Origin of the sequence: Duganella guangzhouensis, assembly GCF_009674535.1 — a bacterium.
Classification (GTDB): Bacteria; Pseudomonadota; Gammaproteobacteria; order Burkholderiales; family Burkholderiaceae_D; genus Rugamonas; species Rugamonas guangzhouensis.
The window spans coordinates 92,523-117,925 of the sequence record NZ_WKJK01000002.1; the positions used below are offsets into that span (position 1 = coordinate 92,523).

Consider the following 25,403-nt stretch of genomic DNA (forward strand, 5'->3'; position numbering starts at 1 on the left):
TACAAAACATGAGCACGAACATTCGAGTGGACGACAAGCTGATGCAGGATGCCTTGAGGGCTACCGGCGTTAAAACCAAGCGTGAAGCGGTTGAGCTCGGCTTGAGGACGTTGATTCAACTTCATGCCCAAGAGGAAGCCAGAAAACTCAAGGGAGCAATCAACTGGGATGGCGACCTTGATAGCATGAGGAGTGACTGATGATACTGGTCGACTCCAGCGTCTGGATTGACTACTTCCGTTCCGCAGAAACACCACAGGTCGCCCTTCTCGATTCTTTGTTTGGGTGCGTCCCATTGGTGGTCGGTGATCTGATTGCTGTCGAGGTGTTACAGGGCATTCGGAGCGAACGAGAATTCCGCCACGTGACAAGAATCTTCGCGTCTTTTCGTCACATTGACATTGTCGACTATGAATTGGCGGTCAAGGCAGCACAACACTATCGAGTCTTGCGAACGATCGGAATCACTGTTCGCAAGACAATCGATGTTCTCATCGCTGCACGTTGTATTGAAGATGGGCTGACACTGCTGCATGCTGATCGAGACTTTCTGCCTTTTACGAAGCATTTCGGTTTGCAGGTGGCGTACTCAGAGCCCTGATACATAAAAAAAGCCGCCGGGGCTTACGCGCCCGGCGGCTCTTGACTGAGGCTAGCTCAGATTACTGCGCGTTGGCAGCAGCGGCAGCGGCTTCTTCAGCAGCGGCTTTCATCGACAGCTTCAGACGGCCGCGGTCGTCGGTTTCCAGAACCTTGACGCGCACTTGCTGGCCTTCTTTCAGGTAGTCGGCCACGGCGTTCACGCGCTCGTTGGCGATCTGCGAGATGTGCAGCAGGCCATCTTTACCTGGCATCACTTGCACGATGGCGCCGAAGTCCAGCAGCTTCAGCACGGTGCCGTCGTAGGTTTTGCCCACTTCGACCGATGCGGTCAGCTCTTCGATGCGACGTTTGGCTTCCTGGCCGGCGGCAGCGTCCACGGAGGCGATGGTGACCACGCCTTCGTCGCTGATGTCGATCTGGGTGCCGGTCTCTTCGGTCAGGGCGCGGATCACGGCGCCGCCTTTACCGATCACGTCACGGATTTTCTCCGGATTGATCTTGATGGTGATCAGGCGTGGTGCGAAGTCCGACAGTTCGGTCTTCACGCTCGGCACGGCTTTTTGCATTTCGCCCAGGATGTGCTCGCGGCCTTCTTTGGCTTGCGCCAGTGCCACTTGCATGATTTCCTTGGTGATGCCCTGGATCTTGATGTCCATCTGCAGCGCGGTGATACCGTTGCGGGTACCGGCTACTTTGAAGTCCATGTCGCCCAGGTGATCTTCGTCACCCAGAATGTCGGACAGCACGGCGAACTTGCCGCCTTCTTTGATCAGGCCCATGGCGATACCGGCCACGTGCTCTTTCATCGGTACGCCGGCATCCATCAGCGCCAGGCAGCCGCCGCAGACCGAAGCCATCGACGACGAACCGTTCGATTCGGTGATTTCCGAGACCAGACGCACCGAGTAGCTGAACTCTTCCGGCGATGGCAGCGCGGCGATCAGCGCGCGCTTGGCCAGACGGCCGTGGCCGATTTCGCGACGCTTCGGCGTGCCAACACGGCCGGTTTCGCCGGTGGCAAATGGTGGCATGTTGTAGTGCAGCATGAAGTCATCGGTGTACTCGCCCATCAGCGCGTCGATCTTCTGCGAATCACGGGCGGTGCCCAGGGTCGCGACGACCAGTGCCTGGGTTTCGCCACGGGTGAACAGGGCCGAACCGTGGGTACGTGGCAGCACCGAGGTGCGGATCGAAATTGGACGCACGGTGCGGGTGTCGCGGCCGTCGATACGTGGCTCGCCGTCCAGAATCTGCGAACGGACGATTTTCGATTCCATCTCGAACAGGATGTTACCAACTTCAACGCCGTCCGGAGCAGCGGCGCCGGCGGCGGCAGCTTCCGCACCCAGCTCAGCTACGATCTCCGCCGAGGCGGCGCGCAGTTTGTCGGTACGGGCTTGTTTGTCGCGGGTCTGGTAAGCGTCGCGCAGTTTGGCTTCGCCGAAGTGGGCCACGCGGCCGATCAGCGCTTCGTTCTTGGCAGGAGCGGTCCAGACTTGCTCTGGCTTGCCGCCGTCGCGCACCAGGTCGTGGATGGCGTCGATGACTGCTTTCATCTCGGTGTGGCCGAACACTACTGCGCCCAGCATGATTTCTTCCGACAGCTGTTGGGCTTCCGATTCCACCATCAGCACGGCGCTTTCGGTACCGGCCACCACCAGATCCATCTGCGAGGTTTTCAGTTGTTCAACGGTAGGATTCAGGATGTACTGGCCGTTGGCGTAACCCACGCGGGCGGCGCCGATCGGACCATTGAACGGCACGCCCGACACGCACAGCGCGGCCGAAGCACCGATCATCGACGCGATGTCTGGATCGATTTCTGGATTGACCGACAGCACGTGGATGACCACTTGCACTTCGTTCAGGTAGCCCTCTGGGAACAGTGGACGGATCGGACGGTCGATCAGACGGGAGGTCAGGGTTTCTTTTTCCGAAGGACGGCCTTCGCGTTTGAAGAAACCGCCAGGGATTTTACCCGCAGCATAGGTTTTTTCCAGGTAGTCAACGGTCAGTGGGAAGAAGTCCTGGCCAGGTTTCGCGTCTTTGCGCGCCACCACGGTAGCCAGCACCACGGTGTCTTCAATCGACACCAGCACTGCGCCGGATGCCTGACGAGCGATCTCGCCAGTTTCCAGCGTGACGGTGTGTTGACCGTACTGGAAGGTTTTCGTAACTTTATTAAACATGGGTACTCCCTTTGTATTTGCCGACAGATTTTCAGGAGCTGTCGTTCACCTCACCACAGGCAGCCTTGCGGCTACCTTTACAGCATACTGCTTAGCATTTTTTTAACGCATTAAAAGACAAAATGCCCGCGACAGTAATCTGGCGCAGGCATTTTGACTTAGGCTGGACGACGCAAGAATTACTTACGCAGACCCAGTTTAGCGATCAGGTCGCGGTAACGGGTGGCATCGGTGTCCTTCAGGTAGGACAGCAGGCTCTTACGACGGTTCACCATCTTGATCAGGCCACGGCGGGAGTGATGGTCCTTGGTGTGCTCTTTGAAGTGGGTGTTCAGTTCGTTGATACGGGCGGTCAGCAGTGCAACTTGCACTTCTGGCGAACCGGTATCTTTTTGGCCACGGGCGTTATCAGCGATGATCGCTGCTTTGTTGATGTTTTCTACGGTCATGATATTTACCTTTAACATGCGGTGCGCGGAGTCGTAACCCTGCCCACCGTGATTTACAATAAAACCTGGCCAGAAAGCCAGACCCGCAAGTATAACGGAAAACCCGCCGCGTGTATGGTTTTTTCATGCGTGAAAGCAGGGAAAGCCTGTTCATTTAGGCAATATTGACGCAGGGTAGGAACAGTCCCACGGCCACACCCGCCGTGCGCCGACGTGAATGGCAGGCCTCGGTTGCTATGATTTTCTCATCATCACTGCAACCTGGAGGAGTTCTCATGTTCTTACGCCATCGCCCTGCCCTTGCCACTCTGTTCACATTGAGCGCCGTCAGCTCCCTCGCCTGGGCCGATCCCTCGCCTGCGCTGGACCGCGCCAGCGTCTCGCTGGGCGCGTTCTACACCGAGCCGCGCATCGATTATCAAGGCGATACCAACTACGGCCGCATCGATACCGGCACCTACCAGACCGACCATGTGACGCTGCCGCGCGTGAAAGCGCAAGTGCTGCTGGGCGACTCGCAGGGCTTGGACTTCGATTACTACCGCTACGACAAAACCTACAGCCCAACGCTGAGCGGCAGCACCAACTACAACGGCCTGCCGCTGACCGGCAATGGCAAGCTGGACGCCAAGCTGAAGCTGGAGCTGGCCAACTTCGCCTACAAATGGTGGCTGGGCAGCGGCGCGGATACGTTTGGTGTCGGCGTCGGTGCGGCCTATTACAAGGCCAGCCTGAAAGGCACGGCCAGCGGCATTCTGAACGGCGTGGCCGGCAACGCTGATTACGACGAGAGTGAAAGTGCGTGGGCGCCGCTGCTGGAACTGGGCTGGCGGCATGCGATCTCGGAAAATCTGCGCGTCTACGCCGACGCTTCCGGCATCAAGAAAAACGGCGGCAACGTTCACGGCCATATTTACGGTGGCGCCATCGGCGTGGAGTGGTATCCGACCAAGGCGGTGGGCCTGGTGGCCGAGTACACCGCCAACAAGATCGCGCTGAACCGCGATAGCAGCAGTGCCGACCTCAACATCCGTCTGCACGGCCCGGCGGCGTATGTAAAGTTCCGTTTCTAAATCGGAAAAAGTGCTAAATTGGCACTTTCGTTCCGAAGGTGCCAATGATGCAAAAATATGTCGCTGCGGTGGTTGCTCTCACCACCGTGCTCAGTCTGCCCGCGCTGGCCAAAACACCGGAGCTGCCGGCCGCTGTCATCACTACAGAAGGTGGTTGCGTTGCCGCCTGGCCGACGCAGGCCGACAGCAACGCAGCCGGTTCGGTGCATCTGGCCTTGCTGGTCAAGGAGGATGGTCGCGCTTCCGACGTCAAAGTACTCGAGAGCAGCAAATCCCGCGAATTGGACAAGGCAGCTATGTATGCCGTCGCCAAGTGCCGCTACGTGCCGGACACTTTCAATGGTGCCCCGCGGATGCATTGGTTCCAGCTGAAGTTCGATTGGGTGCCGGGCCAGGCGGCGACTGCGCATGATTAAGCGGCTATCGGCATTCGCGCTCGCACTGGCGGGCATCGGCCTGAGCGCGCAGGCGGCCACCGTGGTGCAACCATCGTTCAGCCGTTGCGAGAAGCCGGTGTGGCCGGCCGAGGCGCTGCGCAATGAATACCAGGGGATGGTTGGGCTGGCGTTGATGATCGACGTCGATGGCGATGTGCAGGAGACGCGCGTGGAGCAATCGAGCGGCTATCCGGTGCTGGATCAGGCGGCGGCTCAAGCCATCGGCAGCTGCAAATTCAATCCGCGCAAGGTCAATGGCCGGCCCGCGCCGTCGGTGCTGAAAATGCAGTACCAATGGACGTTGCCGGACTGGACGCCAGCCGATGCCGCCAAAGCCGCCGCTGCGGCGCGTGTCAGCGCTGAGCGTGGCGAGGCTGCCGGACAGTACCGCCTGGCGCAGATGTACTTGCGCGGCGATGGTGTCACCCGTGATCGCGCCGAGGCGGAGAAATGGCTGCGGTTGGCCGCCGCTCAGGGCCACGCCGGCGCGCAAGATCAATTGGGCGTGTTGCTGGTACCAGACGATGATTATGCGGGCAATGCGGAGGAGGCGGTGGCTTGGTTCCGCAAGGCGGCCGAGCAAGGGCGGGCGCGCAGCCAGTATTATCTGGGCGTGGTGCTGCTGAAGCAGGGACAGACCGACGTGGCGCTGGATTGGCTGAAGAAATCGGCCGCGCAGAATTATCCCGCCGCGCAGCATAAGCTGGCCGCTCTGGATAAATAGGTGGGCGCGGCTGCGGCTGAGGGCTGGCTCAAGTTCTGGCCAGCCACGCGGGCAATTCGCTGCCGCCGATGCTGGTCAGCTGCAGCTCGCGGGTGTCGGCACTGCGGCGCAGCCAACCGCGTTCAATGAAATTATCGAGCAGTGCCACCGCCAGCGGGCCGGCAAAGTGATCGCGGCGCTCGGACCAGTCGACGCAGGCGTATAGCTGACGTGTCTGGCGCGGCTCCGCATCGACCGCGTTGGCCGCGTAGGCTGCGCTGACGTTGATGCCTAGCGCGCCCACGCGCTGCTGGCCTTCCGCCGTCAGCGCGTAGGCTTGCGCGTCGCCCTCGACCCAGCCGTTATCCATGAAGCAGCGGCACAGGTCCACGCCCAACACGCCGGCCAGATGGCCGTAGCAGCTGCGCGCGTGACGCAGGCCGCGCATGGCGGGCGCTTGCCAGCGGGTGGATTCGGGCAGCGCGCCATCCGCCACCCGCAGCAGCGCCTCCAGCGCATGGGCGACATTGCCGTCAGCGAGCATGTAGTAGCGATGACGGCCTTGCGCGCGCACGCGAACCAGGCCTTCGTCGAGCAGCAGTTTCAGATGCTGCGAGGCGGTCGGTGCGGACACGCCGGCATGCTGCGCCAGTTCAGTAGCGGTGTAGAAGCGGCCATCGAGAAGACGCGACAACATCAACGCCCGCGTCGGATCGCCGATCGCCGCTGCCACACGCGCAAAGCGCGGCTGCGCCGGGGAATTCATAGCGCGCCAGCCGGCGCTTGGGCGCGGTCGTTCATGCCGTAGTCGCGGATGACGGCGGCGACCCGCAGGCGGTAGTCGTCGAACACGCCGCCACGACCTGCCTGCTGCGCGGCGCGATGCTGTTCCTGCTGACGCCACACGCGCACCGCCTCCTCATCGCGCCAAAAGGACAACGACAACATCTTGCCCGGCGTCGTAATGCTGGTGAAGCGTTCCACCGAAATGAAGCCATCCACGCCCGCCAGCAACGGCGCCAACTGCGCCGCGCGTTCCAGATATTCGGCACGCCCATCGGCGCTGGGCGTCACTTCAAAAATCACCGCGATCATGACACGGCCTCCGTAAATGTCCGCTCCTCGCGCAGGATGCAGCGCTCGCGCTGAGCGTAGGCGAAATTCTCGACTGCCTCGTCGTCCGCACGCAGGCGGGCACGATAGGCTTCGTAAGCGGCCAACGTATCGAAGCCCACCAATCCCCACGCTTCGTAATTAGTGCCCTCGCAGGGCATGAAGTAGCCGAGCAGTCGGCCCCCAAGGCGCGGAATGATGCGGCCCCAATTTTCGGCATAACGCCGGAAAGCCTCGCGCTGGAAGGGATCGATCTCGTAACGGATAAAGCAAGTGATGGCCATGTTAGCTCCTGTGTGAAAACACCAGCATAGCGATCACGGTCCGCGAATGCTTAGGCGTAGGCCGAAGTATCAGCCCAGCGCCGCCCTCACCTGCTGCGCGGTTGGAATTGGCGCCACCGCACCATGGCCCAGTGTCGACAGGCCGGCGGCGGCGTTGGCGTAACGTACTGCGTCGGCCAGCGCATCGCCGGCCGCGAGGCGCGCCAGCAGCGAGCCGTCGAAGCAGTCGCCGGCGCCGGTGGCATCCACCGCCTGCACCGCGCGCGACGCGGCCAGACGCGGCTCCTGGCCTGGCTCCGCATACCAGGCGCCGGACGGACCTGCCTTCAGCACGATGGTATGCGCGCCGTGTGCACGCGCCCAGGCGAAGATCGCCGGCACATCGTCGGTGCCGGCCAATGCCACCGCTTCGTCAAGACTGGGCAGGAACAGATCGGTCATTGCAATCGTCGCGCAGATGGTGGCGCGGGCGCGCGCCAATGGCCACAGCGACAGGCGCAGATTTGGGTCGTAGCTCACGCGGCCACCCGCCGCGCGAGCGGTCTCGATGGCGGCAAACACGGTGTCGCAAGCGCCGGCGGAGATGGCCTGTGAAATGCCGGAGACATGCAGCCAGCGCGTGTCGCAGGCCGCGCTCAGGTTCATGGATTGTGGTGTCATGCGGCTGGCCGCCGAACCGGCGCGCAGATAGCTGAAGCTATGCCCCTCCGGTCCGTGGTTGACGAAGTAAAGCCCGGTCGGCGCCTGCGCATCGCGCGCCACCGTGCTCACGTCCACGCCTTCGGTCTGCCACAAATCCAGCAGCATGCGGCCGAAATGGTCTTCGCCGACGCGGCTCAGATACGCCACGCGTGCACCCTGGCGGCTGGCCGCGATCACCGCGTTTGAGGTATCGCCGCCAAAGCCCTGGCGGTACAAAGGCTCGCTGGATTTGGCCTGATTGAACTCCACCATGGCCTCGCCCAACGCAACGACATCGTATCGACTCATGGCTGCGGATTCACTCGCTCAATCTTCGAGTGCAGCTTGTTCAGCGCCGACAGATAAGCCTTGGCCGAGGCGACGATGATGTCCGGATCGGCGCCCACGCCATTGACGATGCGGCCCTCTTTCGACAAACGCATCGTCACCTCGCCCTGCGACTGGGTGCCGGTGCTGATCGCGTTCACCGAGAACAGCACCAGCTCGGCGCCGCTGCCTACCTCGCCTTCGATGGCATTGACGGTGGCGTCGACCGGGCCATCGCCCTTGCCCTCGCTGACGTGCTCCTCGCCGTCGATGTAGAACGCCACTTTCGCGGTCGGCGTCTCGCCGCTGGCAGAACGCTGTTCCAGCGAGACGAAACGGTAATACTCGCTTTCCTGCGACTGCTGCTCGTCCGACACCAGCGCCAGAATGTCCTCGTCAAAAATCTCCGCCTTGCGGTCGGCCAGTTCCTTGAAGCGGGCGAAGGCCGCATTCACTTCAGCCTCCGATTCCAGATCGATACCCAGCTCCTGCAAGCGCTGCTTGAAGGCGTTACGGCCGGACAGCTTGCCCAGCACGATCTTGGTCGCGGCCCAGCCCACGTCTTCGGCACGCATGATCTCGTAGGTCTCGCGCGACTTCAGCATGCCGTCCTGGTGGATGCCCGACGCGTGCGCAAACGCGTTCGCGCCCACCACCGCCTTATTCGGCTGCACCGCAAAGCCGGTAATCTGCGACACCATCTTGGACGCCGCCACGATCTGCGTGGTGTCGATGCCGCATTCGAGGTTGTAGTAACCGCCACGCGTGCGCAGCGCCATCACTACTTCTTCCAGCGCGGTGTTACCGGCGCGTTCTCCCAGGCCATTGATGGTGCACTCGATCTGGCGCGCGCCGCCGATCATCACGCCGGCCAACGAGTTGGCCACCGCCAGACCGAGGTCGTTATGGCAGTGCACCGACCATACGGCTTTATCCGAATTCGGAATGCGCTCGCGCAGGCGGCGGATGGTTTCGCCAAACATCTCCGGCACCGCATAGCCCACCGTATCCGGGAAGTTGATGGTGGTCGCGCCTTCGGCGATCACGCCTTCCAGCACGCGGCACAGGAAGTCCTCGTCCGAGCGGCTGCCGTCTTCCGGGCTGAATTCGATATCGTCGGTATGCTGGCGGGCGAAGCGCACCGCGTTGCGGGCCTGCTCCAGCACCTGCTCCGGCAGCATGCGCAGCTTGGCTTCCATGTGCAGCTTGGAGGTGGCAATGAAAGTGTGAATGCGTTTGCGCTCGGCCGGCAGCAGCGCTTCGGCGGCACGCGCGATGTCGCGGTCATTGGCGCGCGACAGCGAACAGATGGTGGACTCACGCACCACCGTGGCAATCGCCTTGATGGATTCGAAATCGCCCGGCGAGGCGGCCGCGAAGCCGGCTTCAATCACATCCACCCGCAAGCGCTCCAGCTGTTTGGCGATGCGGACTTTTTCGTCTCGCGTCATCGAAGCGCCCGGCGATTGCTCGCCGTCGCGCAGCGTGGTATCAAAAATGATCAGGCGGTTGGATGCGTTGCTCATGATAGCTCCGTGGCTGGTTGCGCTTCGTTGCTTGATTAATGCCTTTCGCTGGGGTCGTCGCTGTCCATTTCGGTCTGGATCAGGCTAACCTTCTTGCCCTTGGCGGCGCGCCATGCGGCCACCACGTAACCGGACAAGCCATACACCGCAAACAGTGGCCACAAGGTCACCGCCGGTTTAATGGCGATCAGCGCCAGTCCCAGCGCGATCAGGAACACGCCGATGAAGGGCACCGGCTTGCGGAAGTTGACGTCCTTGAAGCTGTAGAACGGCACATTGCTCACCATCGTCAAGCCGGCAAACACCGCGATGCCCCACGACACCCAGACCATCTCCAGGCCCGACACTTCCAGCTCCAGCATCATCAGGATGATACCGGCCATCAGCGCCGCCGCCGATGGCGATGGCAAGCCCTGGAAGTAGCGCTTGTCCACCACTTCTATATTGGTATTGAAACGCGCCAGACGCAAGGCCGCGCCGGCACAGTAGACGAAGGCGGCGATCCATCCCAGCTTGCCGAGACCGCGCAGCGACCACTCATACATCACCAGCGCCGGCGCGGCGCCGAACGATACCATGTCCGACAGCGAGTCGTATTGGGCGCCGAATTCACTTTGGGTGTTGGTCAGGCGGGCGACGCGGCCATCCAGGCCATCCAGGATCATGGCCACGAAGATGGCCCAGGCGGCGTGTTCGAACTTCTGGTTCATCGCCATGACGATGGCATAGAAGCCGCAGAACAGCGCCGCCGTGGTGAAGGCGTTGGGCAGCAGGTAAATGCCGCGATGACGCGGCCGGTCCAGATCCTCGCCACGGGCGCGGCGCGCAAAACGGCTGAAACGTGACGTTTTGGGCAGCTTGGCTTGGGCCGCGCTGTTTTTCGCGCGGCGGCGGGGGAAATTGGGCATAGTGGTCCGTTCTTTTTAATCAGGGTTGTTGCGCCATCATTATAGAGGAGCCGACAAGCCATTCTGCCCAAATTTGATTATTTGAAGCGCACTTTGCCGACCAGCCGCATGCTTAAGGTGGTTTCACCTGGCTCAAAGCTGGGTTCCACCACTTGCCCCGGCGCTGGCGGCGCTGCCGGTGCCGCGGCAAACACGCGGGCACCGCTCACTTCCACGTGATTGGTGTAATTGCCGGAGCCCTCAAAGTCTACCGTATCGAGTACGGCGTCTTCCACGCGACGCCCCATGGCGCGGGCGATTGAGGCGGTACGCTCGTTGAGGTTTTGGTAAGTGGCGGCGATGCGCTGGTCGTCCAGCTTGCGCGTGGTCGCGGGTGCCAGGCCAAAGTAGATTCGGTTCAGCGCCAGTACCCCCTGCGCCGCCGCCACCGTGCGCGGCAGGCCGTCAAGATTGGTGGTGATTATCTGCAGCGACTGGCCAACGCGCCAGGCGGTCGGCACGCGCAGCTTGCGTGGCTGGGCCGGTTGACCTGCCACCAGCGGAGGCTCTTCCGGATAGACCGGATAGGTGTAATAGCCCTGGGTTTTCAGGCTGGCTTGCGGATCGGCCTTGCGCACGATCTCCAGTCCCTGCTTCATCTTCTGATTGACGCGCGAGGCGGCCGCCGCCTTGTCCTTGTCGACTTCTTCGACCGATAGCGCCAGTGTGGCCTGGTCATTGACGTGGGTGACTTCGCCGTAGGCCGGCACCACCACCAGCGCGCCGGCGGTGGGCAGGGATTGAGCGTGGGCGGCCAGCGCAAACAGGCTGGCGGCGACGGCGGCGAGGTATTTCATCAGGATCTCCTTGTTAAAATAAAAACAAGGATGACTTTACCTTAAACGCCGTCGCGTGTGGTCTTACTTGAAGCGCACTTTGCCAACCACGTTCATTTGCAGCGTGGTCTCGCCGGGTTCGAAGCTCGGCTCGGAGACCTCGGCCGCGTCAGCCGACTTCATACGCATCATCATTGGCGCCGCATTGGCGACCGGGCGCGACTCGGCGTAATTGCCGGAGCCTTCAAAATCAACCGTATCCAGCACCGCATCGCCGACCTTGCGGCCCATGGCATTGGCGATGGAGGCGATACGCTCGTTCAGATTTTTGTAGGTGGCGGCGATGCGCTGATCATCCAGCTTGCGGGTGGTGTCGGGCGTCAGGCCGAAGTTGATGGCGTTCAGCGTCAACACCTTCTGCGCGGCGGCCACGGTTTTAGGCAGCTTGTCCAGATTGGTGGTGGTCACTTGCAGATACTGGCCAACGCGCCACGCGGTCGGCACGCGCGGCTTGGCCTGCTGGCCATTCGGCAGTGGACGTTCTTCCGGATAGACTGGATAGGTGTAATAGCCCTGGGTTTTCAGGCTGGCCTGCGGGTCGGCCTGACGCACGATATCGGCGCCCTGCTTCATCTTCTGATTGACGCGCGAGGCGGCGGCGGCTTTGTCCTTGTCCTGCTCTTCGATGGCCAGCACCACGGTGGCTTCGTCGTTGGCGTGTTTGACTTCGCCATAAGCAGGCACCACCACCAGCGTGCCGGCGGTTTGCGGCGATTCGGTCGGAGCGGCGTGCGCAGCCAGCGCGATCGAGGTGATGGCGACAACGGCGGCGAAATTCTTCATGATGGTCATACGGGCTCCTGGATTAAGATTACGACAAGCCGGACTTTACATGAATTTACAATCCACACCTGTAAGACATAGTGACTGTTTGTAACTTAAGCCATTCCTAATGCGCTGCCCGCTATGATGGCAAAATTAATAAGGAGACGTCGCCATGGCTATCATCGCTGAATTCGCGTTTTACCTGTTCATGGAAGTACTGATGTATGGGCTGGGGCGTATCGTCATTCCGATCCTGACATTCGGCCGCGCGCGGGCGATGAACATCAAGGAAATCGCCACCCTGTTCCCGCGCATGCAAGTCGAAGAAGGTGAAGGTGAAGGCAAGCTGCTGGTGCCGGAATGGATGACCGCCATGATCGGCGTGCTGACCTTGACCGGGCTGGTGATGCTGTACTTGGCCCTGCGCTGACTATCTGCGCTTGCTCAGCGCCGTGAAGCCATGCATCACAACGCCGAGCGCCGACAGATAGATCGCCGCGCGTGAAAATGGCCGCGCCAATTCCTGCATCTCTGGCTCGTAAAAAAAATCCCGCACATAGCAGTATCGGACCGGCCATGATTATCCCGCTGCCAAAGCGCTGCAGCCAGACCAGATGAGCGTGCGGTGTTTTCACCATATAGCAGCCCAGCACCGCGTTCAGCAGCGAAGACCACAGCAGATAAATGTGCGCCGAGCGATACAGCAGGCGCGGTGCGGCCGGCATGTCGTGCAGATGGCCCAGCGCGAAATGCATGTATTGTCCGGTGAGCAGAAACAGCAGCAGGCCAGACACGCCGACCAGCAGGTGAGTTTTCTTCATCTGGCGACCGTCACCATTTTTGCAAGTCGTTGGCCATCTCTGGTTCGCTGTCGACAGGAGTCGCGCTGCGGACCAGTGGCTGCAAGACTTTCATGCCCAAGCCTGTATTAGCGCGTGGTGGAATAGCTGATTCAGCTCTGGTAGCACATTGCCGCGCTGGATGCGGTCGGGGGCGGAGGTTTCCAGCCGCAACAGCTCGGCATCGATGAAGGCATCGATGCTGGCGACTGGCCGGTCCAGCCCCATCTCCGGGGCGGCGCGTTTCTTCGCCAGCAGTGCGTCGATGTCGGCCAGTAGCGCTGGCTGGTCCTCGATCAGGTGCAGCAATTTGGCGAATTCAATCGGGGCGGCGGTGCCGTAGCGTTCCAGCCAGCGCACCGACAGCAGTGGACGCAGCACGTAGAAGTACTTCTTCAGCGGCACCATTTCCGCCTTCAGATAGCCGCGATAATTGGTCTTGGCCATGCTGCGGTAGTGGTAGATGCCGCTCTCGCAGGAATACACCGTCGACAGCAGTGTGCGCGCCGCCTCGGCAAAGCCGCCCTGCTCCACGTAGATGATGGGCGACTGTATCCACTCCACAAACGCGGGGTTCGATTTCCAGAACAGCCGCAGCGCCTTGCGCAGATCCCAGCCGTTGATGTCGATGTCATCCACAATCGGATATTCGATCACATCGCGCTGCTCCTCCAGCCCAACCGACACATACCAATCCTTGGGATGCACGTAGATGAAACGCGCGTCGTAATCGCTATTGGGCGAGGCGAAGCCCCACGCGCGGCTGCCGGACTCCACGGCCAGCAGCACGCGTACGCCATGCTCGGCTTCCGCAGCGCGGATGCGTTGCAGGATATCAGCCCTTATCTCATCAGGAATCACTACGGTGCCCTTCTTTCAACAGAAGCCAGCCCAGCGCGGCGCTGATGGTGAGGACAATCAGGCCGGTCGGGATGCTGCCAAAGATCATGGTGGTCTCCGGCGGAAACAGGCGGCGCACGTCGTCGCTGAAGTACATGCAGGCGAACGAAAACGCGACAAAGGCGGTATAGCCCGCCACCGACAACAATACGATGCCGGTATAGCGCTTCCATTGCCGAAAGCCGGCCAGCGCCAGACCAATAGCATGCGGCACCAGCGCCACCACGGTAAAGCCCACCATCATCGCCACTTTGCCAGCTGGCGGGATGCCGCCAAAGAACGCACACAAGGTGACGATACTGAACACAAACCCCGCCAGCACCATGAAGACAACGCCCGCCGCCTTACGCATCAACGGCAACTTTCTGCGGCACGAACCAGGCATTGGCCTGCGGACGGAACAGGAAATACGCAAACAGCGCCAGGATCAGTGCGCCGGGAATCAGCACCAGCTTCATCGGCGACGTGAACAGGCCGATCAGCAGGCCAAACACACTCCAGCCGACATACACCTTGCGCGACCAGTCGAAGCCTTTCAGCATGCCGATGCCACACGCCAGCGACATCGCCAGCCCGGCATACGCCAGCGCGATCTGCACCGACACCGGCAGCACGCTGCGCGACAGCAGTTCGTAAGCGATCGGGTCACTCAGGCTGCGATGCTGGAACGGCAGCGCAATCACCGAAGTCACAATCAAAAACCACGCGATGACGCTGATGGAAGTAGGACGCTTCATGATCTCAACCAGTTGTAAATTGAAACCCACATCATACGCGCCTACAACATTGCGAAATACACACATTCTCACCAATAAAAAAAGCCGGCGCGAGGCCGGCTTTCTGAATAGACGAGGAACTGATTAGTTCTTCGACTGGTCAACCATCTTGTTTTTAGCGATCCAAGGCATCATGGCGCGCAGTTTGGCGCCGACTTCTTCGATTGGATGCTCAGCGGTCAGACGACGACGCGAGATCAGGGTCGGTGCGCCGGCTTTGTTTTCCAGGATGAACGATTTTGCGTATTCACCGGTCTGGATGTCTTTCAGGCACTGACGCATGGCGTTTTTGGTGTCTTCGGTCACAACACGTGGGCCGGTCACGTACTCGCCGTATTCGGCGTTGTTCGAGATCGAGTAGTTCATGTTGGCGATGCCGCCTTCGTAGATCAGGTCGACGATCAGTTTCAGTTCGTGCAGGCACTCGAAGTACGCCATTTCCGGCGCGTAGCCCGCTTCGGTCAGGGTTTCGAAGCCGGCTTTGATCAGCTCGACCGCGCCACCGCACAGCACCGCTTGTTCGCCGAACAGGTCGGTTTCGGTTTCTTCGCGGAAGTTGGTTTCGATGATGCCGGCTTTGCCGCCACCGTTGGCCGATGCGTACGACAGGGCGATGTCACGGGCCGAACCCGATTTGTCCTGGTACACAGCGATCAGGTGAGGCACGCCGCCGCCCTGGGTGTAGGTGGCGCGCACGGTGTGGCCTGGTGCTTTAGGGGCAACCATGATCACGTCCAGGTCGGCGCGTGGCACAACTTGACCGTAGTGCACGTTGAAGCCGTGGGCGAAGGCCAGCACCGCGCCTTGCTTGGCGTGAGGCGCGACGTTTTCGTTGTACACCTGGGCGATGTTCTCGTCCGGCAGCAGGATCATGATGACGTCGGCAGCTTTGACCGCGTCGTTCACTTCCGCCACTTTCAGGCCGGCTTTTTCCACTTTGTTCCACGAAGCGCCGCCTTTGCGCAGGCCGACGGTGACGTTAACGCCGGAGTCGGTCAGATTTTGCGCGTGGGCGTGGCCTTGCGAACCGTAACCGATGATGGCAACGTTTTTGCCTTTGATCAGGGAGAGGTCAGCGTCTTTGTCGTAGAAAACTTTCATGATAATTCCTAAATAAATTCGTTAAGTGACTTGCTTATACTTTGAGGATGCGTTCGCCGCGTCCAATGCCGGAACCGCCGGTACGGACCGTCTCCAGAATGGAGGCACGGTCGATCGAGTCGATAAACGCATCGAGCTTGCTCTTGGCGCCGGTCAGTTCAATCGTGTAGCTCTTTTCGGTGACGTCGATGATACGGCCGCGGAAGATGTCGGCGGTACGCTTCATTTCCTCACGCTCCTTGCCCACCGCGCGCACTTTAATCAGCATCAGTTCGCGTTCGATGTGCTGGCCCTCGGTCAGGTCCACCACCTTCACCACCTCGATCAGGCGGTTCAAGTGCTTGGTGATCTGCTCGATGATGTCATCCGAACCGGTGGTGACGATGGTCATCCGCGACAGCGTCGCGTCTTCGGTCGGCGCCACGGTCAGCGTTTCGATGTTATAGCCACGGGCCGAGAACAGACCGACCACACGGGACAGCGCGCCGGCTTCGTTTTCCAGCAATACAGAAATAATGTGTCGCATGTTAGAGATCCTCCGAACCCAGCAGCATTTCGGACAGACCCTTGCCTGCCTTAACCATCGGCCAGACGTTTTCCGATTGATCGGTAATGAAGTTCATGAACACCAGCTTGTCCTTCATGGCGAAGGCATCGCGCAGTGCGCCGTCAACGTCGCCCGGTTTCTCGATGCGCATGCCAACGTGGCCATAGGCCTCGGCCAGCTTCTCGAAGTTCGGCAGCGAATCCATGTAGGACTCGGAGTAGCGCGAACCGTAGTCGATCTGCTGCCACTGGCGAACCATGCCCAGGAAGCGGTTGTTCAGCATGATGATCTTCGGCGTCAGGTGATACTGCTTGCAGGTCGCCAGCTCCTGGATGTTCATCTGGATCGAACCTTCGCCGGTGATGCAGGCGACGGTGGCATCAGGGTTGGCCATCTGCACGCCCATGGCGTACGGCAGGCCCACGCCCATGGTGCCCAGGCCACCGGAATTGATCCAGCGACGTGGCTTGTCGAAGCCGTAGTACTGCGCGGCCCACATCTGGTGCTGACCAACGTCGGAGGTGATGAAGGCGTCGCCTTTGGTCACTTCCCACAGTTTTTCAACCACCGATTGTGGCTTGATGACCAGATCCGACGTCGCGAACTTCAGGCAGTCCTTGCCACGCCATTCGTTGATCTGCTTCCACCAGTTGCTCAGTGCAGGCGCGTTGGGCTTGGCGTCGCTGGCGTCCAGCTGGGCCAGGAACTCGACCAGCACGTCCTTGACGTTGCCGACGATAGGAATGTCCACTTTCACGCGTTTCGAGATCGACGATGGGTCGATGTCGACGTGAATGATCTTGCGCGGGTTGGCGGCAAAGTGTTTCGGGTTGCCGATCACGCGGTCGTCGAAGCGGGCGCCGATGGCGATCAGCACGTCGCAGTTCTGCATCGCCATATTGGCTTCGTAGGTACCGTGCATGCCAGGCATGCCGACGAATTTCTCGTCGGAAGAGCGATACGCGCCCAAGCCCATCAGCGTGTTGGTGACCGGGAAGCCCAGCTTGTCGACCAGTTTATTCAGTTCCGGTGCCGCACTGGCCAGGATCACGCCGCCGCCGGTGTAAATCATCGGACGTTCGGCTTGCAGCAGCAGTTGGACTGCCTTGCGGATCTGGCCGGAGTGGCCTTTGTCTACCGGTTTGTACGAACGCATCTCGACCTCTTTCGGGTACGAGAAGGTCGTTTTGTGCATCGAGATATCCTTCGGAATATCGACCAGCACAGGGCCGGGACGGCCGGTACGGGCGATGAAGAAGGCTTTCTTGACGGTCTCGGCCAAGTCCTTGACGTCCTTGACCAGGAAATTGTGTTTGACCACCGGACGGGTAATACCGACCGTGTCGCATTCCTGGAACGCATCCTGTCCGATCACGGCGCTCGGCACCTGGCCGGAGATCACCACCATCGGCACCGAATCCATATACGCGGTGGACAGACCGGTGACTGCATTGGTAACACCCGGACCGGACGTGACCAGCGCAACACCAACCTTGTTCGACGAGCGCGAATAGGCATCGGCAGCGTGCACGGCGGCCTGCTCGTGGCGTACCAGAATGTGTTGGAATTTGTCTTGCTTGAAGATGGCGTCGTAGATGTACAGGACGGCACCGCCAGGGTAACCAAAGACGTGCTCAACGCCCTCTTCGGCCAGGCAGCGCACCAGTATTTCGGCGCCAGTAAGTTGTGAAGATGCTTCGGTATTCATGAAACATTCCTTTCAAGGTCCATTGGAGATTGATCGGATGCTCTGTCCTGACGAAATACCAATACCGCTACAGCTCTGCCCAGCGGCCCTTTATTTATGCGGTCGCACTGCCTTTTCCGCCAACCGTAGTGACGTGCAAAGCGATGCTAGCGCAAACTCTCGTTTGGCCGGGTTTTCCGTAGGGGTGTCGTGTATCTCTCGTACTTGTGGCACGGGCGAGAGCAAACTGCCTACTAAATGAAAGCGCGTCGAGTCGATTGCGGCGTTGTGTGCCTGCGGCGACCAGACCATAGAGCTTAGTGGTTGTTCAAAGCGTCCCATACGGTAACACCGGCGCCCTGTCAGATCAAGGAATAATTCGGAAAACCGACGTTTTTGCGGTAAAACCATGCAAATAGTGGCGTTTTTTGCTAGGATGCGCCTCAGTTCAAAAACACCCGGCAGCCCCCTCCCGACGCATGGCCACAGACAAAGAATTATCCGACTTCCTCGAAAACGTCGAACGCCGGGCCTTCAAGCAAGCAGTTTACGCCGTCCGCAAGGACGAATCGGCGCTGGACATCGTCCAGGACGCCATGATCAAGCTGGCCGAAAAATACGGCGACAAGCCGGCGGCCGAGTTGCCCATGCTGTTCCAGCGCATCTTGCAGACCACCATCCTCGACTATTTCCGGCGCGAAAAAGTTCGCAATACCTGGGTCAGCCTGTTTTCCGGCATGGGCCCGTCGTCGGACGAGCATGAGGACTTTGATATACTCGAATCGTATGCGGCCGAAGCGGGCACCGAGGCCGCCGAATCCAGCGCCGACAAGATCGAGCGCCAGCAAACACTGGCACTGATCGATGCCGAAGTACAAAAGCTTCCGGCACGTCAACGCGAAGCCTTCCTCATGCGTTATTGGCAGGATATGGATGTGGCCGAAACGGCCGCGGCTATGGGCTGCTCAGAAGGCAGCGTCAAAACGCATTGCTCACGAGCAACACATGCGCTGGCCGAGGCGCTGGCAGCCAAGGGAATAAAATTATGAACACCGACGATCTGAACTTCGCTTACAAAGTGCGCCACGCGCTCAACGAACACCTGGACGAGCTGCCCGCCTCGACCACCGACCGGCTGGCGCAAGCGCGCAAGGCGGCGCTGGCCCGCAAGAAGGCTGACGCGCCGCAGACCGTGCGCGTCACCGCGACCGAACTGGCCACGGCCGGCGGCGGCTTGCTGTCCGGCTTCAACTTCCAGTGGCTGACCCGGGTCAGCATGGTGGTGCCGGCGCTGGCTCTGGTGGTCGGCATGATCGGCATCTACCAGTACGAACAGCAGGAACGCATTGCCGACCTGGCCGAAATCGACGCCGCCGTGCTGTCCGACGAACTGCCGCTGGATGCCTACCTCGACCACGGCTTCAACACCTATCTGTCGCAAAGCGAGTAACGTATGGCATGGAGCGGTCGCGCCGAGTTGGGCGCAGCAGTGGCGGTGGTGGCGGTAGCGGCGGCGGCAACGACCTGGGTGTCGCAGCGCCAGGACGCGCCGGTGGCGCCCGTGGTCGCCGCGCTGGTGGGCAAGGCCACCGCCCAGGCGCCGGAAAAAACCAAGTGGAAAGATCTGTCGCCCGAACAGCGCAAGGCGCTGGAGCCGCTGGCCGCCGAGTGGGACGCGATGGAGGCTGTGCGCAAACAGAAATGGCTGGGCATCGCCCGCCGCTGGGCACGCATGTCGCCGGACGAGCAGGTGCGGGTGCAGGAGCGTATGCGCGAGTGGGTGCGCATGACGCCGGAAGAACGTCGCCAGGTGCGTGAGAACTATGCGCGTGCGCAGAAGCTGAATCCGTCGAAGAAATCGAGTTCCTGGGAAAACTATCAGCAGTTGTCCGAGGAACAGAAGAAGGAACTGGCCGCCAAGGGCGCGACCAAGAAACAGGTGGTCAATCTGCCGACGCCGGCACAGGCCAAACTGCAGACCGTGCAGCCGCTGAAGCCAGTGGTGCCGGCCGGTGCTTCGGGCACCGGCACCGCCGCTGCGCCGGCCGCTGATCCAAACGCGTCGCTGCCGAACGCGTCCAACATCACGCCAGTGCCAACCGGTCCCGGCGCGCCTGTCGCAGCGCCAGCCGCGACACCTGCCACCCCTGTGCCGCCAGCGCCCACCGATGTCAAATAATCCGCTGACCCGCCCCACCATCAAGCGCCGTCTGATTTCGATGGTGTACGAAACCCTGCTCGGCCTGGCCGTGCTATTCCTGCCGCTGCTCATCGTCGAGCTCGCCGTCCAGGCCAGCCTCGCCGGCTGGGCTTGGCATCTGCGCCAGCTGGTGGCGTTTCTGGTGCTGGGCTTTTACTTCATCCATCAGTGGACCCGCGATGGTCAGACGCTGGCCATGAAAACCTGGCGCATGCGGCTGGTGAGCACCGATGGCGGTCCAGTGTCGCCGCGTGCCGCCACCGTGCGCTACCTGCTGAGCTGGATGTGGATCGCGCCCGCCGGCTTGATCTGCATGGCGCTCGGGCTGGAACGCTGGCACAAGCTGGAGGTGATTTTTGCCGGTGTCCTGCTGTGGTCGCTGACCGCCTTGCTCGACAAAGACCGCCAATTCCTGCACGACAAACTGGCCGGCACCCGCCTGGTCCAGTTGCCGCCATTGCCGAAGAAAAAGAAGGTCGCAGCGCCGGTGTAATTTCCACAATCTTTCGTGGCAGAATAGGATCTTTCTGCCACTGAAGGACTGAAATGAAACCTGTTCTCCGCGCTGCGGCGCTTATCCTCGCCGCTGCCGCCACGCCGGCGTTTGCCGCCGACATCCCGGCCGCTCCCGTTGCCCGCGTTGCTCCCGTCACCGACACCTATTTCGGTGAAGCCATCGTCGACCGCTATCGCTGGATGGAGAACGACAAAGATCCCGACTGGCTGCCCTTCCTCAAACAACAGAACGCCCACACCCGCGCCATCCTCGACACGCTGCCGAAACGCGACGAGCTGCTGAAGCGCATCCAGCAACTGTCGGGCGACATCGCCGCCCCAGCGCGCGTGCAGAAGGCCGGCGCGCGGCTGTTCTATCAGCAGCGCCCTGCCGGCTCCAACAACTTCAAACTGTTCGTACGAGAAGGCGGCAAGGACCGCGTGCTGGTCGATCCAACCACGCTCGATACCAAGACCAGCCACGTCTCGCTGGACTGGTGGCAGCCCTCGCCGGATGGCAGCAAACTGGTGTACGGCCTGTCGAAAGACGGCAGCGAAGACTCGGTGCTACACATCATGGACGTGCGCAGCGGCGCGGTGCTGAAAGAACGCATCGCCAACACCGAAGGCGCACAACCGAGCTGGCTGGCCGACAGCTCCGGCTTCTTCTACAACCAGCTGACCGGCAAGGTCGCCACGCCAGAGCGCTATCTGGACGCGCAGGTGCGCTTCCACAAAGTCGGCACCGACGCCGGCAAAGATCCGATCCTGATGAAGCACGGCCTGGATAAAGCCGTCCAATATGAAAAAATCCAGGCCCCCTACATCGGCGTGACGCCGCACTCCGACAGCGCCGTGCTGGTGCTGGCGGACGTGCGCAAGGAGCACCGCATCTTCACCGCACCACTGAAAGAAGTCCTGCGTGGCAAAGCGCAATGGAAGGAAGTGGCCGGATTTGCCGATGAAGTGATCGGACTGGATCTGCACGGCGATGACCTGTACCTGCTCACCACCAAAGACCATCCGCGTGGCCGCGTGCTGCACACCTCCGCCAAAGCGCCAGCGCTGGCCGGCGCTCAGGAAGTGGTGAAGGAATCCGCACTGGTGCTGCAAGATCTGGTGCGCGCCAAAGACGGCCTGTATCTGCGCGCGATGGACGGTGGCCTCGGACGCCTGCAACGCCTCGGCAACGATGGCAAAGTCAGCGACATTGCCCTGCCCTTCGACGGCACGCTGGGCGCGGTCGAAGCCGACGCCGATGCGCCGGGCGCACTGGTGATCTTGTCCGGCTGGCTGCAGCCGACCGGCATCTGGTCGGTCAGCGCGGACGGCAAGCTGGCCGACACCGGCATCACGCCGAAACCGAGCATCGACGTCAGCGCCTACACCACCGAACGCCGCTTCGCCACCGCCAAGGATGGCACGCAGATTCCGTACAGCGTGATCTACAAAAAAGGCATCAAGCTGGATGGTAAAAATCCCGCCTTCATTTCGGCTTACGGCAGCTATGGCGCGGCGGCCTATTCGCCGGCGTTTGCCGGCCGCACGCTGGCACTGGTGGACCAGGGCGCAATCGTCGGTTACGCCAATGTGCGCGGCGGCGGCGAGTTTGGCCGCGAATGGCATCGCGCCGGCCAACTGGAGAACAAGCCGAATACCTGGCGCGATCTGATCGCCGTGTGCGAGGACTTGCAGGCCAAGGGCTACACCTCGCCGGCCTATCAGACCATCGGCGGCCGTTCGGCCGGTGGCATCACCATGGGCCGCGCGCTGGAAGAACGTCCAGACCTGTTTGCGGCGGTGGTTTCGGGCGTGGGCTGGCACAATCCGCTGCGCTACGTGGCGGAGCAGAACGGCTACGGCGAGGAACCTGAATGGGGTGCGATTGCCGATCCGGCTGGCTTCAAGGCGCTGAAGAGCATCGACAGCTATCAGCAGGTGGTGGATGGTACGAAGTACCCGGCGGTGCTGCTGACCACCGGTGTGACCGATCCGCGCGTGGCGCCTTTCCATCCGGCGAAGATGGCGGCGCGTCTGCAGGCGGCGACCGCCAGCGGCAAACCGGTGCTATTGCGAGTGGACTTTGACGCCGGCCACGGCATGGGTTCGACCCGCGCGCAACAGGATGCCGAGGCGGCAGATACCTACGCCTTCATTCTGTCGCAGACCAGCGGCAAGTAATCAGAACTTCTCGTATTCCTGCAGGTAGCGCCACTCGCCTGCAGGAAGGCTGGCCATGGCGATGCGGCCGATGCGGATGCGCTTCATGGAAACGACCTTGAGGCCGACTTCCTTGCACAGCTTTTCGATGGTGCCCAGCTTGAGCCCTTTGACCGCCCAGCGCATGCGCGTTTCGTTTTGCCAGCTCACCTTGCCGTTGATCTGATTCAGCTGCTGCAGGCCATTCTCGATGATGGTGCCGGAGACTTCGACGATGATCTCTTGCTCGACATTGTCGTCGCTGAACTTGCGGTTGACGCGGAAGTCCTGGGTGAACACCGTCATGCCACTGGCTTGCGGGTCCAGCGGCAGATGCTCGGTCAGATTGACGACGTGGCGCTTGAGGAAGCGCTGGCCGGGCGCGGTGCGCGTCAGCGTGTCGGCGCGCAGCAGATGCTGCGGTTGTGCCGCGCCGGCCGGCTTGTGCAGCAGCAGCGTGACCGGCACGATTTCCAGCAGCGTGGCGTCATCCGCGATGGTGACGGTCTGCTCCGGCGCGACGCGCGCGCCCGCTTCTTCGGTCAGTACGCCGTCAACGCTGACAAAGCCGCCTTCAATGTAAATCTCGGCCTCACGGCGCGAGCATGGACGCATCTCCGCGACGCGCTTGGACAGGCGAATAGTGTTATCCAAAGAAGTCTCCAAACACGGTGATGGCGCGATCGATGTCTTCGCGCGTGGCGTCCATGTGCGTCACGATGCGCAGGCGCGGTGCCAGCGACACGCGGACGCGCGTCAGCTCCAGCACATCACCCAGGCCTTTGAGCACGAACTGCGGAATGTCGACGTAGAAGATATTGGTCTGCGGCGTGCTGACTTTGATGTTCTTCATCTTCGCCAGCTCGCCGGCGAAATAGGCGGCGTTGTCGTGGTCTTCGGCCAGACGCGAGATATTGTGCTCCAGCGCGTACAAACCACCGGCGGCGAGGATGCCCGCCTGGCGCATGCCGCCACCCAGCATCTTGCGCCAGCGTTTGGCTTCCTTGATGAACGGCCGGCTGCCCAGCAGCACCGAGCCGACCGGCGCACCCAGTCCTTTGGACAGGCATACGGAGACAGAATCGAAGCCCTGCACGATCTCGCGCGGGGTCACGCCCAGCTTGACCATGGCATTGCAGACGCGCGCGCCATCGAGGTGAGTCGACAAGCCACGATCATGCGCCAGTTTGGTCGCCTGCTGCACGTACTCCATCGGCAGCACGCGGCCGTTGATGGTGTTCTCCAGCGCCAGCAGCTTGGTGCGGGCGAAGTGGAAATCATCCGGCTTGATGTACGACTCGATGTCGCTCAGCGCGATGCTGCCATCGGGCTGATTGATAATCGGCTGCGGCTGAATGCTGCCCAGGACCGCCGCACCGCCGCCTTCGTAGCGATAGGTGTGCGCTTCCTGGCCAACCAGGTATTCGTCGCCACGGCCGCAATGCACCAACAGCGCCAGCAGATTGCTCTGCGTGCCGGATGGCGCGAACAGCGCGTCTTCGTAGCCGAACAAATCGGCCGCATATTCCTGCAGACGGTTGACGGTGGGATCATCGCCATAGACGTCATCACCAACGTCGGCGGCGTTCATGGCCGCGCGCATGGCGGCGCTGGGGCGCGTGACGGTGTCGCTGCGCAGGTCGAGCCAGTTTTCCATTACGCCGCCTCTTCGCTGAAGAAGCGATTGCTCATCTCTTGCAGGCCAACCGTGTCCAGCACTTCCTTCAAACGCTCGGCAGGACGCTTGCGCGGCAGATTCTTGTAGGTGGCGATGATGAGTTCATTCTTCATCGAATGCTCCCAGCCTACCAGCTCGGTCACGGTGACGTTGTAGCCATGCGCTTCCAGCTGCAGGCAGCGCAGCACGTTGGTGATCTGGCTGCCGAATTCGCGGGTGTGAATCGGGTGACGCCAGATTTCGGTCAGCGCGGATTTGCCCAGCGACTGGCCCTTGTTCTTCTTCAGTACCGAAGCCACTTCGGCCTGGCAGCACGGCACCAGCACGATGTGCTTGGCCTTTTTCTTCAGCGCGAACTGGATGGCGTCGTCAGTCGCCGTGTTGCACGCGTGGAGCGCGGTGACGACGTCAATCTGCTCCGGCAGCAGCTTCGATTCGGTGGACTCCGCCACCGACAGCGGCAGGAAGGACATGCCGGGGAAGTTGAACTGCTGCGCCAATTCCTGCGAACGCGCCACCAGCTCTTCGCGGGTTTCGATGCCGTAGATGTGCGAATCGTTTTGCAGCGCTTTGAAGAACAGGTCGTAGATGATGAAGCCGAGGTAGGACTTGCCGGCGCCGTGGTCGACCAGCGACACGGCGTCTTTCTCGGCCAGCACTTCCTTCAGCAGCGGCTCGATGAACTGGTACAGGTGGTAAACCTGCTTCAGCTTGCGGCGGCTATCCTGATTCATCTTGCCGTCACGCGTGAGGATGTGCAGCTCCTGCAGCAGCGCCACGGTCTGGCCTTCACGGATTTCCGGCATGTTGTCGGCGCTGGTGACGGTGGCGCCGATTTTCTGCACTGGCTTCTTAGGCTGCTTCATCGATCCACGCCTGCTGAACTGCTTCGAGGACTTTCTCACCGCCGCGCGTGTGGTCGTCGTCGAACTCTTCGAGCTCGATGATCCAGTTGTGCAGATCGGTGAAGCGGATGGTAATCGGATCGATGTCCGGATACTTGTCGTACAGCGCTTCCGCAATCGCGGTGATGTCAGTCCACTTCATA

Annotated in this window: 31 protein-coding genes; 11 read left to right on the top strand and 20 right to left on the bottom strand. The window is 61.1% G+C overall.

The window, feature by feature from the left end; translation table 11 throughout:
* Positions 1–8 precede the first annotated feature (8 nt).
* Both GJ699_RS03485 and vapC read left to right on the top strand, forming a co-directional pair.
* A complete protein-coding gene (locus GJ699_RS03485) occupies positions 9–200 on the top strand; it encodes a type II toxin-antitoxin system VapB family antitoxin (RefSeq protein ID WP_154373168.1) in 192 nt (63 codons plus the stop codon).
* Positions 200–601 carry a type II toxin-antitoxin system VapC family toxin gene (gene vapC / locus GJ699_RS03490; RefSeq protein ID WP_154373170.1) on the top strand — a complete coding sequence of 134 codons (402 nt, stop codon included), beginning with the start codon at positions 200–202 and terminating at the stop codon, positions 599–601. The genes GJ699_RS03485 and vapC overlap by 1 nt, the downstream gene beginning before the upstream one ends.
* Positions 602–662: 61 nt before the next feature.
* Here vapC and pnp read toward each other — a convergent pair whose 3' ends face one another.
* Entirely contained in the window at positions 663–2,792 is a 2,130-nt protein-coding gene (gene pnp, locus GJ699_RS03495; protein WP_154373172.1) for a polyribonucleotide nucleotidyltransferase, read from the bottom strand.
* A 179-nt stretch (positions 2,793–2,971) separates the two neighbouring features.
* Positions 2,972–3,241, bottom strand: a complete 270-nt coding sequence (rpsO, locus tag GJ699_RS03500; protein ID WP_154373174.1) for a 30S ribosomal protein S15 — start codon at positions 3,239–3,241, stop codon at positions 2,972–2,974.
* A 275-nt stretch (positions 3,242–3,516) separates the two neighbouring features.
* Between rpsO and GJ699_RS03505 the strand changes: the two genes are divergently transcribed.
* Genes GJ699_RS03505 through GJ699_RS03515 form a run of 3 tightly spaced genes read left to right on the top strand, consistent with a single transcriptional unit; the run spans position 3,517 to position 5,475 of the window.
* Positions 3,517–4,314 (top strand): hypothetical protein, encoded by a 798-nt coding sequence (locus GJ699_RS03505; protein WP_154373176.1) that lies wholly within the window; start codon positions 3,517–3,519, stop codon positions 4,312–4,314.
* Between the two features lie 44 nt (positions 4,315–4,358).
* The gene (locus GJ699_RS03510) at positions 4,359–4,730 is read left to right on the top strand and encodes an energy transducer TonB (RefSeq protein ID WP_154373178.1); all 372 of its coding nucleotides are present in this window, start codon (positions 4,359–4,361) and stop codon (positions 4,728–4,730) included.
* Positions 4,723–5,475, top strand: coding sequence for a TonB family protein (locus GJ699_RS03515; RefSeq protein ID WP_154373180.1), 753 nt, complete (start codon positions 4,723–4,725; stop codon positions 5,473–5,475). The genes GJ699_RS03510 and GJ699_RS03515 overlap by 8 nt, the downstream gene beginning before the upstream one ends.
* Before the next feature lie 28 nt (positions 5,476–5,503).
* On the opposite strand, the gene GJ699_RS03520 is transcribed toward GJ699_RS03515, so the two are convergent.
* The 8 genes from GJ699_RS03520 to GJ699_RS03555 form a co-directional block, all read right to left on the bottom strand.
* Positions 5,504–6,220: an ArsR/SmtB family transcription factor gene (locus GJ699_RS03520; RefSeq protein ID WP_154373182.1), complete on the bottom strand. Its 717-nt coding sequence runs from the start codon at positions 6,218–6,220 to the stop codon at positions 5,504–5,506.
* The gene (locus GJ699_RS03525) at positions 6,217–6,549 is read right to left on the bottom strand and encodes an antibiotic biosynthesis monooxygenase family protein (protein ID WP_154373184.1); all 333 of its coding nucleotides are present in this window, start codon (positions 6,547–6,549) and stop codon (positions 6,217–6,219) included. The genes GJ699_RS03520 and GJ699_RS03525 overlap by 4 nt, the downstream gene beginning before the upstream one ends.
* Positions 6,546–6,851 (bottom strand): NIPSNAP family protein, encoded by a 306-nt coding sequence (locus tag GJ699_RS03530; protein WP_154373186.1) that lies wholly within the window; start codon positions 6,849–6,851, stop codon positions 6,546–6,548. Before GJ699_RS03530 ends, GJ699_RS03525 begins: the two co-directional genes overlap by 4 nt.
* 69 nt (positions 6,852–6,920) lie before the next feature.
* Entirely contained in the window at positions 6,921–7,841 is a 921-nt protein-coding gene (locus GJ699_RS03535; protein ID WP_154373188.1) for a sugar kinase, read from the bottom strand.
* The gene (locus GJ699_RS03540) at positions 7,838–9,385 is read right to left on the bottom strand and encodes a 2-isopropylmalate synthase (RefSeq protein ID WP_154373190.1); all 1,548 of its coding nucleotides are present in this window, start codon (positions 9,383–9,385) and stop codon (positions 7,838–7,840) included. The genes GJ699_RS03535 and GJ699_RS03540 overlap by 4 nt, the downstream gene beginning before the upstream one ends.
* Before the next feature lie 35 nt (positions 9,386–9,420).
* On the bottom strand, positions 9,421–10,293 hold the full coding sequence (gene pssA / locus GJ699_RS03545; RefSeq protein WP_154373192.1) for a CDP-diacylglycerol--serine O-phosphatidyltransferase: 873 nt from the start codon (positions 10,291–10,293) through the stop codon (positions 9,421–9,423).
* Positions 10,294–10,370: 77 nt separating this feature from the next.
* On the bottom strand, positions 10,371–11,129 hold the full coding sequence (locus tag GJ699_RS03550; protein ID WP_154373194.1) for an SIMPL domain-containing protein: 759 nt from the start codon (positions 11,127–11,129) through the stop codon (positions 10,371–10,373).
* Between the two features lie 63 nt (positions 11,130–11,192).
* The gene (locus tag GJ699_RS03555) at positions 11,193–11,960 is read right to left on the bottom strand and encodes an SIMPL domain-containing protein (RefSeq protein WP_154373196.1); all 768 of its coding nucleotides are present in this window, start codon (positions 11,958–11,960) and stop codon (positions 11,193–11,195) included.
* Between the two features lie 145 nt (positions 11,961–12,105).
* On the opposite strand from GJ699_RS03555, the gene GJ699_RS03560 reads away from it, so the two are divergent.
* Positions 12,106–12,363, top strand: a complete 258-nt coding sequence (locus GJ699_RS03560) for a hypothetical protein (protein ID WP_154373198.1) — start codon at positions 12,106–12,108, stop codon at positions 12,361–12,363.
* Between the two features lie 481 nt (positions 12,364–12,844).
* On the opposite strand, the gene GJ699_RS03565 is transcribed toward GJ699_RS03560, so the two are convergent.
* The 6 genes from GJ699_RS03565 to GJ699_RS03590 all read right to left on the bottom strand — a co-directional run bounded on the left by GJ699_RS03565 (position 12,845) and on the right by GJ699_RS03590 (position 17,804).
* Positions 12,845–13,633: a nucleotidyltransferase domain-containing protein gene (locus tag GJ699_RS03565; RefSeq protein ID WP_371867450.1), complete on the bottom strand. Its 789-nt coding sequence runs from the start codon at positions 13,631–13,633 to the stop codon at positions 12,845–12,847.
* Positions 13,623–14,024, bottom strand: a complete 402-nt coding sequence (locus tag GJ699_RS03570) for a hypothetical protein (protein ID WP_154373200.1) — start codon at positions 14,022–14,024, stop codon at positions 13,623–13,625. Before GJ699_RS03570 ends, GJ699_RS03565 begins: the two co-directional genes overlap by 11 nt.
* The gene (locus tag GJ699_RS03575; protein ID WP_154373202.1) at positions 14,017–14,409 is read right to left on the bottom strand and encodes a hypothetical protein; all 393 of its coding nucleotides are present in this window, start codon (positions 14,407–14,409) and stop codon (positions 14,017–14,019) included. The genes GJ699_RS03570 and GJ699_RS03575 overlap by 8 nt, the downstream gene beginning before the upstream one ends.
* A gap of 123 nt (positions 14,410–14,532) precedes the next feature.
* A complete protein-coding gene (gene ilvC, locus GJ699_RS03580; RefSeq protein ID WP_154373204.1) occupies positions 14,533–15,549 on the bottom strand; it encodes a ketol-acid reductoisomerase in 1,017 nt (338 codons plus the stop codon).
* Between the two features lie 34 nt (positions 15,550–15,583).
* Entirely contained in the window at positions 15,584–16,075 is a 492-nt protein-coding gene (gene ilvN / locus GJ699_RS03585) for an acetolactate synthase small subunit (protein WP_092273446.1), read from the bottom strand.
* 1 nt (position 16,076) lies between these two features.
* A complete protein-coding gene (locus GJ699_RS03590; protein ID WP_154373206.1) occupies positions 16,077–17,804 on the bottom strand; it encodes an acetolactate synthase 3 catalytic subunit in 1,728 nt (575 codons plus the stop codon).
* A gap of 458 nt (positions 17,805–18,262) precedes the next feature.
* Here GJ699_RS03590 and GJ699_RS03595 point away from each other — a divergent pair, with 458 nt between their 5' ends.
* Genes GJ699_RS03595 through GJ699_RS03615 form a run of 5 tightly spaced genes read left to right on the top strand, consistent with a single transcriptional unit; the run spans position 18,263 to position 22,659 of the window.
* Positions 18,263–18,832: an RNA polymerase sigma factor gene (locus GJ699_RS03595; RefSeq protein WP_154373208.1), complete on the top strand. Its 570-nt coding sequence runs from the start codon at positions 18,263–18,265 to the stop codon at positions 18,830–18,832.
* On the top strand, positions 18,829–19,233 hold the full coding sequence (locus GJ699_RS03600; RefSeq protein ID WP_154373210.1) for a DUF3619 family protein: 405 nt from the start codon (positions 18,829–18,831) through the stop codon (positions 19,231–19,233). The genes GJ699_RS03595 and GJ699_RS03600 overlap by 4 nt, the downstream gene beginning before the upstream one ends.
* Before the next feature lie 3 nt (positions 19,234–19,236).
* A complete protein-coding gene (locus GJ699_RS03605; RefSeq protein ID WP_154373212.1) occupies positions 19,237–19,962 on the top strand; it encodes a DUF3106 domain-containing protein in 726 nt (241 codons plus the stop codon).
* A complete protein-coding gene (locus tag GJ699_RS03610; RefSeq protein WP_154373214.1) occupies positions 19,952–20,476 on the top strand; it encodes an RDD family protein in 525 nt (174 codons plus the stop codon). Before GJ699_RS03605 ends, GJ699_RS03610 begins: the two co-directional genes overlap by 11 nt.
* A 53-nt stretch (positions 20,477–20,529) precedes the next feature.
* Positions 20,530–22,659, top strand: a complete 2,130-nt coding sequence (locus tag GJ699_RS03615; protein WP_154373217.1) for a prolyl oligopeptidase family serine peptidase — start codon at positions 20,530–20,532, stop codon at positions 22,657–22,659.
* On the opposite strand, the gene GJ699_RS03620 is transcribed toward GJ699_RS03615, so the two are convergent.
* The 4 genes from GJ699_RS03620 to iscX are packed head-to-tail and all read right to left on the bottom strand — an operon-like array spanning position 22,660 to position 25,402.
* On the bottom strand, positions 22,660–23,292 hold the full coding sequence (locus GJ699_RS03620) for an RNA pseudouridine synthase (RefSeq protein ID WP_371867470.1): 633 nt from the start codon (positions 23,290–23,292) through the stop codon (positions 22,660–22,662).
* Positions 23,293–23,323: 31 nt separating this feature from the next.
* Positions 23,324–24,334 (bottom strand): low-specificity L-threonine aldolase, encoded by a 1,011-nt coding sequence (gene ltaE / locus GJ699_RS03625; protein ID WP_154373221.1) that lies wholly within the window; start codon positions 24,332–24,334, stop codon positions 23,324–23,326.
* Positions 24,334–25,221, bottom strand: a complete 888-nt coding sequence (locus tag GJ699_RS03630; protein WP_154373222.1) for a class I SAM-dependent methyltransferase — start codon at positions 25,219–25,221, stop codon at positions 24,334–24,336. Before GJ699_RS03630 ends, ltaE begins: the two co-directional genes overlap by 1 nt.
* Positions 25,208–25,402, bottom strand: coding sequence for a Fe-S cluster assembly protein IscX (gene iscX / locus GJ699_RS03635; RefSeq protein WP_154373224.1), 195 nt, complete (start codon positions 25,400–25,402; stop codon positions 25,208–25,210). The genes GJ699_RS03630 and iscX overlap by 14 nt, the downstream gene beginning before the upstream one ends.
* Position 25,403: the final 1 nt, after the last annotated feature.